The sequence below is a fragment of the Sinorhizobium chiapasense genome (assembly GCF_036488675.1).
GTDB lineage: Bacteria > Pseudomonadota > Alphaproteobacteria > Rhizobiales > Rhizobiaceae > Sinorhizobium > Sinorhizobium chiapasense.
The window spans coordinates 254737-266938 of record NZ_CP133148.1; the positions used below are offsets into that span (position 1 = coordinate 254737).

The 12202-nt window shown below is 58.1% G+C and carries 9 protein-coding genes; 4 read left to right on the top strand and 5 right to left on the bottom strand.

All coding sequences use genetic code 11. The features are described from left to right. The first annotated feature begins 130 nt into the window (after window positions 1–130). A complete protein-coding gene (locus RB548_RS01125) occupies window positions 131–622 on the top strand; it encodes a tyrosine-type recombinase/integrase (RefSeq protein ID WP_331373241.1) in 492 nt (163 codons plus the stop codon). A gap of 693 nt (window positions 623–1315) precedes the next feature. Here RB548_RS01125 and RB548_RS01130 read toward each other — a convergent pair. The 5 genes from RB548_RS01130 to RB548_RS01150 all read right to left on the bottom strand — a co-directional run bounded on the left by RB548_RS01130 (window position 1316) and on the right by RB548_RS01150 (window position 8846). Continuing rightward, entirely contained in the window at window positions 1316–4405 is a 3090-nt protein-coding gene (locus tag RB548_RS01130) for a type I restriction endonuclease subunit R (RefSeq protein ID WP_331373242.1), read from the bottom strand. A gap of 29 nt (window positions 4406–4434) precedes the next feature. Continuing rightward, window positions 4435–4956: a hypothetical protein gene (locus RB548_RS01135; protein ID WP_331373243.1), complete on the bottom strand. Its 522-nt coding sequence runs from the start codon at window positions 4954–4956 to the stop codon at window positions 4435–4437. After that, a complete protein-coding gene (locus tag RB548_RS01140; protein ID WP_331373244.1) occupies window positions 4953–6224 on the bottom strand; it encodes a restriction endonuclease subunit S in 1272 nt (423 codons plus the stop codon). Before RB548_RS01140 ends, RB548_RS01135 begins: the two co-directional genes overlap by 4 nt. Beyond that, a complete protein-coding gene (locus tag RB548_RS01145) occupies window positions 6221–8056 on the bottom strand; it encodes a type I restriction-modification system subunit M (protein ID WP_331373245.1) in 1836 nt (611 codons plus the stop codon). Before RB548_RS01145 ends, RB548_RS01140 begins: the two co-directional genes overlap by 4 nt. Window positions 8057–8216: 160 nt before the next feature. After that, window positions 8217–8846, bottom strand: a complete 630-nt coding sequence (locus tag RB548_RS01150; protein ID WP_331373246.1) for a hypothetical protein — start codon at window positions 8844–8846, stop codon at window positions 8217–8219. A 332-nt stretch (window positions 8847–9178) separates the two neighbouring features. On the opposite strand from RB548_RS01150, the gene RB548_RS01155 reads away from it, so the two are divergent. From RB548_RS01155 to RB548_RS01165, 3 genes are all read left to right on the top strand, one after another. Then, window positions 9179–9763 carry a recombinase family protein gene (locus tag RB548_RS01155; RefSeq protein ID WP_331373247.1) on the top strand — a complete coding sequence of 195 codons (585 nt, stop codon included), beginning with the start codon at window positions 9179–9181 and terminating at the stop codon, window positions 9761–9763. A 126-nt stretch (window positions 9764–9889) separates the two neighbouring features. Next, window positions 9890–11200: a hypothetical protein gene (locus RB548_RS01160; protein WP_331373248.1), complete on the top strand. Its 1311-nt coding sequence runs from the start codon at window positions 9890–9892 to the stop codon at window positions 11198–11200. A 345-nt stretch (window positions 11201–11545) separates the two neighbouring features. Further along, entirely contained in the window at window positions 11546–12004 is a 459-nt protein-coding gene (locus tag RB548_RS01165) for a hypothetical protein (protein WP_331373249.1), read from the top strand. Window positions 12005–12202: the final 198 nt, after the last annotated feature.

Here is a 12202-nt window from a genome sequence, read left to right on the forward strand (position 1 = left end):
GCAAGTATCATCGGTCCCGGCGAACCTGATCTTAAGGATATCGGGAAGGGGAGGACCGGGGGCAACGGCCCGAAGGAATGACGGTTCCGCGAATAAGCGCTTCAATCGATACCGCCTTAGAGTTGACGATATGCTGCCCGCGAACGACGAAGCCTTGCGGCGCTGGTTCATCACTCAGGCGGCACACGCCGAGCAACCGAGAGAGACGATCAAAGAGGTTCGCGACACAGGATGTCTGCGGCTCGCGTCGTCGCATCCCTGTCCAAGGCACTCAAAAGACATTGGCTTCCTGCGCTTCGTCGAGCGGCAGCGCAAGCAGAAGCACAAGCGGCTGTTCCCCGACCTTCCAAAGGCTGCGGACGGTACCTACTCAACTGCTTACTCCACGAAGTTCGGCAACACGCCGAAGGCCTTGAGCATCAAGCACGACAGGATTTCGTTCCACAGCTTCCGCCACAGCTTCGAGGACGCTTGCCGCAACAGCCGGATACCACTCGATTTCGTGAACGCGCTTCAGGGACACGCTCAGCAAGGCATGGCCGGGCGCTACGGAAACGGTCTTTATGGGCTGCAGCTGCTCAGTGAGGAAATGGAGAAGCTCAGCTATAACGGCCTCGATTGAGCAACTTGCATCCCCTTTAAACTCATGGTGCTGCATCCGGTCAGCCTGGAATTGGACGATTCCAGTTAACCGGATCCCAGCCTCAATAATTCGGTTTCAATTCTTAGAAGCTGACCGTCGCATTCACGAATTGTCTTGAGAGCAGCTTCTCGGTGCTGCTCAACTCGTTTGCGATCTTCTCGCAATATCTCAATTTGCGTCGCGGTGGGTGGGGGGCTCAGTCTTTTTGCTGGGGTGGAACTCGTTCCTACAACATTCGTCTTTACCGAAACAGGCGGCAACTCACCGCCATACTTTTTCCGCTTCTTCTCTACGAATTTCTCAAATTCGGGCTGCGAGCGAGCCCACTTCAGCGCCCCACCTGCCTTCTGTACCTGCGACTCCAAATACGCCCTCGCCTTTCGAGGGGCGTTTGGTAGGGGCTGCTGTCGGAACTGAGCGTCGAGAATTGTATGCAGGTACGCAACCCTTAAAGCATCTAAATCCGCGGGCTTCGGCCCTTTCGCCGCCTTCTTTGGTTTCGGTACAGGGGGCTTGGTTGGGGAAGATTTGGTTACACTCGGCTTGGCACCGGAGCGAGGGACGCCAACACCGGTGAACCAACCTGACAGGGGCCCCACCACAGTGCTGCCGCCCAGATAACCTCCCTTACCCATTCTCGCTGTCCCCCGTCAGATTGCATTAATGAGCTTGCTAAGCGTTCTCTGCCTTCTCCCTCAGGCCCTCCCAAAGCTGCCCAGGTCCAAGCAGGATGTCCTTGATCCCTTCGCGGATCTTCGGCGAGTCGAGGGCCTGTTTGCTCATAGCCGAATGGGCCTCGAAGGCATCCATGATCGCATCGAGAATGGCCTTGGAGAGATCCGGCGAACTCGCGAATTGCTCCTTGGTGTTGTGTTCCGCTTGCTGGACGAGCGTTTCCGACTCCAGCAGCTTCCCCTTCAAGACGCTGTTCACATAGATGACCTGGTCGTCATCCGTTAGTTCGCCCTGGAACAGATCGTTCACCCTCGCGACGATCTCAGCGAGCAGCGCCTTTTCCTTGTCCTGTACCGAGCCCGAGCCCGGGGCCGTGTAAGGCGTTAACGGAGACGCTTCGCCCGTGAGAGCGAGGGTGCGGTGTCCCTTAGTCGACAGCTTGTGATGCGTCAGCTTGATCTGAGAGACGTCAACGGTGTCCCGTTCGCGACCGAACTCGAGCAGCGGGATCAGTCGCTTGTAGAAGATCGATCGCTTCTCGATGTCGGTGTTGCCGTAGTCGAAGATCTGCGACAGGAAGGCGTAGACGCGGATGAATGCGCCCATGTCGCTGCGGAACAGGAGGAGGGCGTCCATCTCGTCCTTAGCGTCTTTCGCGGCTTTCGCATCCTCTTTGGACAGAGCGACTCGGCGGCGCTCCTGAGCCTCCCTATAGGCCCTCAAGAGAGGGTCGGCGACGGGCATGATGGCGGCAACAAGATCACCCTGCTTCGATTGCGGGTCGAGTTCCGCCTTCACGACACGATCGACCTCGAAGCTGTCATAGTATCCGGCGGCGTCCAGCTTCGCCCTGAGGTCGAACACGAGGTTGGGGTCGGTGACCCCGGCAAGTTCAGCCGTCTCATAGTAGGTCTGGAACGCCTTCAGGATGTCGTCGCCGCTATTGACGAAGTCGAGGACATAGGTCGTGTCCTTGCCCGCGTGTGCCCGGTTGAGGCGCGAGAGCGTCTGGACTGCCTGTATCCCCGCCAAGCGACGATCGACATACATGCCGCACAGGAGCGGCTGATCGAACCCGGTCTGGAATTTGTTGGCGACGAGCAGCACGTGGTATTCCGGCAGCTTGAAGGCCTCGCGGATGTCCCGCCCGTTCAATCCCGGGTTCAGCTCCTTGCTCGACTCCGAGAAAGGCTCCGGTCCGCTTCCCTTGTCATCGACCTCCCCGGAGAACGCCACGAGCGTGCCGAGGTCGTACTTCTGGTCCCTGATGTACTTCTGCATCGCGATCTGCCACCGCACTGCCTCGACACGGCTGCCGGTGACCACCATGGCCTTCGCCTTGCCGCCGAGCAGTGGCTGCACGTTCGCCCGGTAATGTTCGACGACGATCTGGACCTTCTGGCTGATATTGTACGGATGCAGCCGCACCCAGCGCATCAGCGCCTTGACCGCCTCCTTGCGCTCCACCTCCTTGTCGTCCATCTCGCCGCCAGCATTGGCCAGCTTGAAGGCGAGATCGTAGGGTGTGTAGTTCTTTAGGACGTCGAGGATGAAGCCCTCTTCGATGGCCTGACGCATCGAATAGACGTGGAAGGGCTCTGGCTTGTTGGTCTCGCTTGCCGGTTCGCTCGGTTTCGGACGGCGGCCAAAGAGCTCCAGCGTCTTGCCCTTGGGGGTCGCTGTGAAGGCCAAATAAGTGATGCCGCTTTCGCCAGCACGAGCCGCCATCTGAGCCGCGAGAATGTCTTCGCTGCTGACCTCACCACCGTCCCCGAGTTCCGCGAGTTCCTCGGCTGAGAGAACCTGCTTCAGCTTCGATGCCGCCTCGCCCGTCTGGCTTGAATGGGCCTCGTCGGCGATCACTGCGAACTTCTTGCCCTGGGTCGCTGCTAGCTCCCGCACAGCCTCCAGCGCGAAGGGGAAGGTCTGGATGGTGCAGACGACGATCTTCTTCCCCCCGGCCAGCGCCTCGGCCAGCTTGCTGCTCTTCGCCCCGCCTTCGTTGGTGATCGTCTCGACGACACCCGTGGTGCGCTCGAAGCTGAAGATTGCCTCCTGAAGCTGAGTGTCGATCACATTGCGATCGGAAACGACGATGACGGTATCGAAGATTTTCTTGTGCTGCTCGTCGTGGAGATCGGCAAGGAAATGCGCCGACCATGCAATCGAGTTGGTCTTTCCCGATCCCGCCGAATGCTGGATCAAGTACTTGCCCCCGGCTCCCTCCGCGAGAACCGCAGCTTGAAGCTTCCGGGTTGCGTCTAACTGGTGGAAGCGCGGGAAGGTCAGACCCGAGATTTTCTTCTTGGCGTCCTTCTGAGCAACGATGTAGCGCCCGAGGACTTCCAGCCAAGAATGGCGCTCCCAGATCTCCTCCCAGAGATAAGCGGTCGGATGTCCGTTCGGGTTGGGCGGGTTGCCCTTGCCACCCTCGTTGCCTTTGTTGAACGGCAGAAAGCGGGTGTCCGGCCCTTCGAGCTTTGTCGTCATCATCGCTTCGGCATTGCTGACCGCGAAGTGAACAAGGGCACCGCTGGGGAAACTCAGGAGCGGCTCGGGAGATCGCCCCTTTGGGCTCGGATGCCGATCGAACCTAAACTGGTCCACCGCATCCTGGACACTCTGGGTGAAGTCCGTCTTCAGCTCGATGGTCGACACGGGAAGGCCGTTGAGAAACAGCACCAGATCGATGCAGTTCTCGTTACCCAAGGAATAGCGCACCTGACGAACGACACGCAGCCGGTTTGCATTGTACCGGGCGAGTATCTCCTCGTTCAGGCCAAACGCCGGTTTGAACTCGGCGAGCTTCAGGGGTGCCCTAAGGCCGATCAGTTCGACGCCGTGGCGCAGCACATCCAGAGTCCCGCGCTCGTCAAGCTGCTTGCGGATGCGGTCGAGTAGCATGGTCTCGGCAGCGGATCCGTGGTTCTTCGCCAGCGTCTGCCAAGCCTTCGGCTGCGAAGTCTGGACCCACGCCACGAGATCGGCAGGAAGTAGCGCCCGGGTGCGGTCGTACTTGTTGGCAGCGTCGCCGTCCTCGTAGTGCCAGCCATGGAGCGCAAGATAACCGCAAATTTCAGTCTCCAAACTGATTTCCTTGTGGAGGCTCATGGTCGCTACCTTGTGGACGGCTTTATACCGATGGCTGCCAATCCCGCCGCTACCTCCGGCTTCATCGTGAAGCCGTGGCTGACATCCGAGTAGTTGGCGAGGATACCGCAATAGAAGTTTGCGTCCCGCGTTACCGCAGGTTCGGCGTCCCAGAGGAGACGCTCCCGCCGTTCGCACATTTTACCGAAATGCAAATGCCAGGACTGGCCGCCCCAGCCCAGCTTTGCGCTGAGGGCCTGAGATGTCTGATCAGGATTGTCGACCAGCGCCTGAAGCAGTGCCCGTTCAGTTTCTGTGGGTGGAATGGAAGTAAAGGCGTTCACCACGCGTTCGGGTATCGCCATTCCGGAAATTTTGGAGCGTCGCTCTGCCTCGTCCTCGTCGACAATCCTGGCAAGCTCCTGTAGCGCGCCCTGGGCGGCTGCCTTCTGAGCGTCGGTCCCGTGCTCTAAATAGTGTTCGGCGTTCTCCCTCAGTTGAGCCCTTTGGGTCGAATCCATCTTTGCGATATCAGGCTTCTTCATCATGCAGCGTCCTCAATGTCGACGAGGCCGCGTACATCGACTTTGCCCGTGACGGCTGCGGAAATCAGGGCCAAGCGGCGTTCCTGGAGCAGCGTAACGGACTTCTCCGCTTGGTCGCGCAACTCATCAAGTGCAGACGTGGCGCGCCTAAGGTGCTCCACAATAGCTATCTGCTCGGCCAACGGCGGTTTTGCGACGACAATCTCTGAATACCGCGACGGATTGAGATTGCACTGACCTATGGCCACAAATGCCCTCGCTCGCGCCACACCCAAGATGCCCTCTGTGTTGAGGGCGTAGGCAAAGAAATCGGGGCAGCAGTCTGGGGAGGTCCTAAGTCGAACAAGATACGAAGCAAAGCTGACCGCTTGTAAATCCCCAGGAACGTAAAGTCCCACCTTGCCGATCTGATCAAGGCTGTTAGTTCTGTTGTATAAAAGATCCCCGCGATCGAGCAGAAGAGCACTATCTACCGCATCAACGAACTTCAAATCGCCAAGATCAATGCGACCGTCCTGAATGTTGCCCATACGAAGTATTGCAACGGCCCCCTCGGGGCCTAACGTGTCTGAGATACCATAATCGACCGATCGCAAGCATCTCTTCAATTGAACAAGCTCCCAATGTTCAGGTGCCTCACGGAGCCATTCGATGCCGGTGTCCTTCAATGAGACATTTGGGTTGAGCCCCTTGGTGACCGCGTGGGATATGACGGCCTGACGCTTTTCCTTGAGCAGTTCGATAAGCCGCTTCTGCTCCTCCACTAGTGCATCGATCTTGGCTGTCTCGAGGTCGAGGAAGGCGGCAATGGCGGCTTGTTCGGACTTAGATGGATATGGCAGCCGGACCTCGTACGCGGCCTCCCGCGACAGCCCTGGAACGCCCGTATCTTGGGACAGGGTTCCGAAGTTTGCGGTATGAAAGGCCCAGTACAGCCACCTCAGATTGCATTTTGAATGGGGAGGATCCACATAGTAGACGGTATCGATGGCAAAGCTTGGAACATCGCTCCAGTTGAGTGCACCATAAGAGCCCTTTCGCCCAACGAGAATTGCGGGAGCCGACGTATTGGCTTCGCTGTGCTTTCCGAACGCACCATTCGAACCATAGACCGGCACTTCTCCAGTCTCATCCCTAACATCCGACGGCAATGCATCGCCATATACCAGCGTCGAAAGGCGTTTGACGGGCCGCATTTCCCACGTGGAAGGAACCTCGGGCGGCCAATCGACACCGGTCCTCTTGTAATGTGGATAGGCTTGGGCGCTCATGCCGACAGGTCTCCAATCATCTGCACGATACGCCTGGTGACCTGTTTCAGATCGGTATCGATCTCCGACAGCGGCCGTGGTGGCTCGAAGACGTAGAAGTGACGGTTGAACGGGATCTCATAACCCGCCCTGGTCTTCTCGTGATCGATCCAGGCATCAGGGGCATGGGGCAGGACCTCCCGTGCGAAATACGCCTCGACCTCTTCGCCGAGCGGCACGTTCTCGGAGTCGCGAAGTGAACTGTCGGCTTGTGGCTTGCCCTTTGCCTTGCCCTTGGTGCCGAGGACGACATGACCCTTCTCGTCCCTAAGGGGACGCTCGACGGTGATCGTGCGATAGCCGAAGGCCTCGGTGGGGAGGATGCGCGACAGCGGCGCGAGCTTCACCTTGCCGCCCTGGGGGACAGCCGGGGGCTTCTCACCGTCAACTACGATCTCGCGCCCGATCTCCTTGCCGCCGGCATCCAACACAGTGGCAATCTGAGCCTCGGAGAAGCTACCGAACAGCCTGGTGACAGCGGCAATATCTGCTTCACCCATCTCCTTGCGCTTGGAGCCCAGGCTTTTGCGCATCTTCTGCCAGAAGGAAGAAGCGTCGATCAGTTGGACCTTGCCCTTTCGGTGGTCCGGCTTGCGGTTCGACAGCACCCAGACATAGGTAGCGATGCCGGTGTTGTAGAACATGTCGGTCGGCAGAGCGACAATGGCTGCAAGGAGATCGTTCTCCAGCACGTAGCGTCGGACCTCGCTTTCACCACTGCCAGCCCCGCCGGTAAACAGAGGAGAGCCGTTTAGGACAATGGCGAACCGGCTGCCGCCGTCAACAGCCGGGCGCATCTTCGAAATCAGGTGCAGGAGAAACAGCAGCGACCCATCGGATACTCTGGGAAGCCCGGGCCCGAAGCGACCATTGAAACCCTTCTGCTCGTGTTCCGCCCGGATCTCCTTCTCGACCTTCTTCCACTCAACACCGAAGGGCGGATTGGAGAGCATGTAGTCGAACTTCTCCCCCGCATGGCCATCGTCGGACAAGGTGTTGCCGAAGACGATGTTGCTGACGTCCTGTCCTTTAATCAGCATGTCGGCCTTGCAGATGGCGTAGGACTCCGGGTTCAGTTCCTGTCCGTTCATCACCAGGCGGGCCTGTTCGTTGTGCTCGCTGAGATACTCCTCGGCAATCGACAGCATCCCGCCCGTTCCAGCAGTGGGGTCGTAGATCGTGCGGACCACGCCAGGCTTCGACAGGATGTCGTCATCCTCGACGAACAACAGGTTGACCATCAGCCGGATAACCTCGCGGGGCGTGAAGTGCTCCCCGGCAGTCTCGTTGGAGAGTTCGGAGAACTTGCGGATCAGTTCCTCGAAGACGAGGCCCATCTGATGGTTACTGACCTTGTCCGGGTGAAGGTCGATCCGGGCAAACTTTTCGGTGACCTGATAAAGCAGCTTGGCCTTGGCCAAACGATCAATCTGGGCAGCAAACTCGAAGCTCTCGAAGATGTCGCGGACATCCGCTGAGAAGCCCTGGATATAGGCATAGAGGTTGGCAGCAATGTTGTCCTGATCGCCCATCAGGAGCCGCATGTCGAGCTTCGACGTATTGTAAAAGGACTGTCCAGCTTTGCGCCTAAGGAACGACTCCGGGTTGATCCCGGCAGCGGTCTTGGCTTCGTATTCGGCAAGCACCGCCGCCTTGGTCGGCTCCAGAACACAATCGATGCGGCGAAGGACAGTGAACGGCAGGATCACCTTGCCATAATCGGCTTGCTTGTAGTCCCCCCTGAGAAGGTCCGCCACAGACCAGATGAATGCCGATAGTGCCTGTTGGTTCATGCGTATTCCCCGAATGCGTGTGCCGCGCCATTTATGCTCCTGGCGGGTAAACAAGGCGTGACTGCCGTGTCAGATGTTGCGAATGTTTGGCGCAGAAATGTGCGCGACCCATCAGATATACGGCAAATGCGGCTTCCCCCCGTAGGGGCTGCGGGCGTACCTAGCAGCGATCAGGTGACTTTGCCGGGGACCAATAAGAGGTGTCATCGCCGTATGTGCCGGGATCGTACCAATCTGCGACCAGCCATCCTGGTTCTCCACGAGCAGAAAGCGGCCGGAAACCGGCGACGCGATCAGATTGATAATAACGGGCAAGTCTTCGGCAATCGTCATCGGACGTTTGATCGCCATCGGGATGGGCTTTGAGAAGCGCGAGCGATCCAAATCGGCCAAACATATTTCGAGCCTCCCTCATCAGCCGCAAACCAAGCCGGTTACCGCGAAAGTCTTCCCGGACCCATAGCTTTTCAAGATGGATGAACGTGCCGGTGAAATCCATGTCGAGGTCGGGCAACACTCGCTTGATCATCGAGCGTCGCTTAGTGATGACTCTGAAGGTATCAACTGCGTGCCCACTTCTCATGTCGAATGCCTGAAACACGCCTATATCACGGACGGTCGGATAATAGCCTAGATCCAGAATAAAGCCGCTCAAGGATGCAATCTCGCAAGAGAGGTCAAAGCTTCCGTCGCTCTTGTGTCCGCAGCAGATAATCTCGAACTCGATGGACCCTCCCACATCGTTGTTCTTCCAGGACATTGTTCTGATGCTATAGAAATCGTCGCTCACATTCTTCTCGTTTATTACAAACAACGGTTAAGCCACGTGTAACCGAAGCCATTTCGCAGATCAATGCGGCTCCAACGAGGGCTTTGAACCTATGATGTTTCCGCTTCAAAGTGTATCCGGTCGCAGTGCCTAGAGTGGGCATCGCACCCAGATTGGACCTGCCACCGCATCTTGTCGTAAGCGCCCGACTCAACCAGAGCTGTCCAGATGGGCAGGGTCCAAAGGACGTCCGCTTCACGACGCCATGCAGTGTCCAATAAACCCTCTATTGACTTTTGGACGCGATTGACTCACAAGCCTAGATGCTAATGGACACATCGGGGGCTCAGACCATGCAAGTTGGATATGCGAGGACATCAACAGAAGAACAGGTCGCCGGGCTGGAGGCCCAGGTCCGAGACTTAGAGGCTGCCGGGTGCGAACGTGTATACCGCGAGCAGGTATCGGCATTAGGGGAGCGACCTGAATTGAAGGACGCGCTGTCGTTCCTTCGCTCAGGTGATACCCTTGTCATCACGAAGATTGACCGCCTTGCTCGAAACACTCGCGCCCTTGGGGATATCGTTGATGATCTTCACAAGCGTGGAGTTGGCCTAAAGGTTCTGCAGTTCGGCAAGGAGACGCTCGACACCACGGGTGCCTATGGCCGGCTCATGCTGAACATGTTCGCGGCTTTCGCCGAGTTCGAGCGCGATCTGATGAAAGAGCGGCAGAAGGAAGGCATCGCCAAAGCCAAGGTCGAGCAGAAGTACAAAGGCAGGAAGCCAACCGCCCGAGCCAAGGCCGGAGAAGCGATCGAACTCTTCCGACAAGGAAGATCGGTCTCCGAGATCGCTAAGGCGGTTGGCATCGGACGTGGTTCCGTGTACCGCGCTCTGGAAGCTGCGGGCCTGAAGGAGCCCTCGCCCTCACAGTGACACATACTTGGCTATAGGGCGGCGCTGTGAGTCCTACCAAGCCTCTTCGATCAGCTTATGCATGTCTGTCGGTGCCCCGCTGTCCGCAAGAGCGGGGTGGCTATTTTGATGATTGGAACTTTACGGATGGATCAGGTCGCACCGATCTTTGACGCACCAGACGACGAGGTCGAGGCACGGGATCGCGCCTTCAACGCCTACCGGTTCGCCGCCTCCGAGAACGCCAAGGCCATTGTGGCGGAAGTCATTCGTTTGCTTCTGAACTACGAAGCGCATTTCGGGCTAAAGAAGAACAAGCGACGTGCGAAAGATCAGGAGACGTTCGACCTCACAGTCGACGCCATCCTATCCGACCTCATGCACCACCGTCTCGTCGGAGAGGAAGGCAGCATTTATGTCACCCGCTCCAACCGAGTGCTGGGCACGAAGAGCCGCTACCGGCCACGCGCCTACAGCAAAATGTTCCCGTACATCGTGGACCTCATGGCGAAGCCGGAAATGGGCTTTGTCGTGCAGGATGTGGCACCTGCGGTCGAGGGCTTGGCGCGATCGACGGTAGTCCGAGTCGGACGGCCACTTTTGCTGCGGATCGAAGAACATGAAATCGGTCTGGATGACCTGGGCCAGCATCTGCACGGCGAGACCATTATCCTGAAGCGCACCAAGGACGTTGACGACTATTGGGATGAAGGCGGGTTTCAAGAGTATGAGGACACCGCGGTAACTGACAAGTTCCGCCAGGAACTCGACAATATAAACCAGTGGCTGGCTTCGGCAGACCTGAGATTCGACCACACGGGCACCCCATGGCCGCAGACGGCATTTCATATCGGAGACCGGCAACTGCGTCGCATCTTCACCCAGGGGCGTTTCGACAGTGGCGGCAGATTGTTCGGCGGCTTTTGGCAGCGCCTCCGGAAGCATGAGCGGCGGCAGGGGCTCTGGATCGGCGGTGAGAAAGCTGTCGAATTGGATTACGGGCAGGTCGGCCCTCGCATCTTGTATGCCCTGACCGGGCAGAAGCCACCGACAGACGATCTGTACCACCTCTGGGGCTACACTCAGCAGAGGGATGGCATCAAGCGCGTGATGAGCGCGATGATCTTCGCCTCCGATCGACTGGACAGATTTCCCAAGGGCACCCGCAAGCTGTTTCGGAGAGGCGATAAGGTCGGCGACGTGGTCGAAGCGATCGAGGCCAAACATCCGCTGATCAAGGGCAGTTTCCATCGTGGCCTCGGGCACGACACCCAGTTCATTGAAAGCCAGATCATGGTCGAGGTAATTCTGACCCTGAAGGCAGAAGGTATCGTGGGTCTACCAATCCATGACGCGGTGATGGTCCCAGCTACCAAGACTTCCATCGCAACCGACATCATGCTCTCCACTTTCCACAGGCACACAGGAGTGGAGGGAATTGTTACGGAGGAGGCATGAGAGGAGGTCTCTGACCTCTTCTTTCTTCTCTTCATTATGGTCGGGTGGGACCTCTCCTACCAACTAGGGGGAACCTACCGCTCACCTTAGAGGGACTCGAGATTGACGACAAACTGGACGAGAAAACGCGAGAGACGAGACGAGGTAAAGGCCCGGGCTGCCGAGCCCAGCCACATGTTCTCGCGGTGCCGCGTGATCGGGTGCGGCAAACCCGCTCGCGCTGGAACGGACGACGGCCTGGACACGCGGTTCTGTCGTTCCCATGCCGATCACTACGCCCGGCATGGTAGCCCCTACAAGCCTTCCTATACCGCTCACGAGATCGGCCCATATCGAAAGGCGGCCATGGAGTGGCTGAAGGCGAACGAAGGCGATCTGTGGGTCCGCAATGCTATTGACCGCGTGAGGACACTGTACGAGACCGCAGGGCCTCACGTAGAGGCGTTCCGGCTGCGCGGGTTGCCTCCAGAAGCTCGCGCCAAGGCAGCCTGGGCGAGGCTGAGAAAGGCCAACGTGGACCCGCGCCGGGTGGTCGTAGCGTGGGTCGCGATCGAGGCGATCGTTCGTGATGATCCACAATCGGACACGAAGGCCGAATACAAGCGTGTTCAGGCCGCGAAGCTCATTCACAAAATGGCATCCGGGACGCATAAAAAATGGGGCGATGGATCAGACGCTAAGCAGCTTCACGTGTATCCGAGATCACGCGGGAAAGTGCTGAGGCACATGGGCCGAGATGCCGAGCAGGCCTGTGAGCTTCTGGTGCAGCATTCGGAGCCCCGGTTCCATCGCGCAACCACTTAATGCCTCGTTCGCACCCGCTGAAGTCTTTGGCAATCAACGTGTGCTCTTTAGGAAGCCCATCCAACATCGCACTGGCGGTAAATGGCACTCGCGCTCCTTCTGTCGTTCAGGTCGAGCCTGGAACGCCATTTGCAAGAGCAAGTATGGGACGCCTGCCTACAAAATCCCTGAAGCGGGATCATCTCCAAAAGCGGATTA

Excerpts from the sequence above, each read along its gene's own strand:
- RB548_RS01160 (WP_331373248.1), top strand. The coding sequence starts at position 9,890 with ATGGATCAGGTCGCACCGATCTTTGACGCACCAGACGACGAGGTCGAG.
- RB548_RS01145 (WP_331373245.1), bottom strand. The coding sequence starts at position 8,056 with ATGAACCAACAGGCACTATCGGCATTCATCTGGTCTGTGGCGGACCTT.
- RB548_RS01155 (WP_331373247.1), top strand. The coding sequence starts at position 9,179 with ATGCAAGTTGGATATGCGAGGACATCAACAGAAGAACAGGTCGCCGGG.
- RB548_RS01125 (WP_331373241.1), top strand. The coding sequence starts at position 131 with ATGCTGCCCGCGAACGACGAAGCCTTGCGGCGCTGGTTCATCACTCAG.
- RB548_RS01165 (WP_331373249.1), top strand. The coding sequence starts at position 11,546 with ATGGAGTGGCTGAAGGCGAACGAAGGCGATCTGTGGGTCCGCAATGCT.
- RB548_RS01140 (WP_331373244.1), bottom strand. The coding sequence starts at position 6,224 with ATGAGCGCCCAAGCCTATCCACATTACAAGAGGACCGGTGTCGATTGG.
- RB548_RS01135 (WP_331373243.1), bottom strand. The coding sequence starts at position 4,956 with ATGATGAAGAAGCCTGATATCGCAAAGATGGATTCGACCCAAAGGGCT.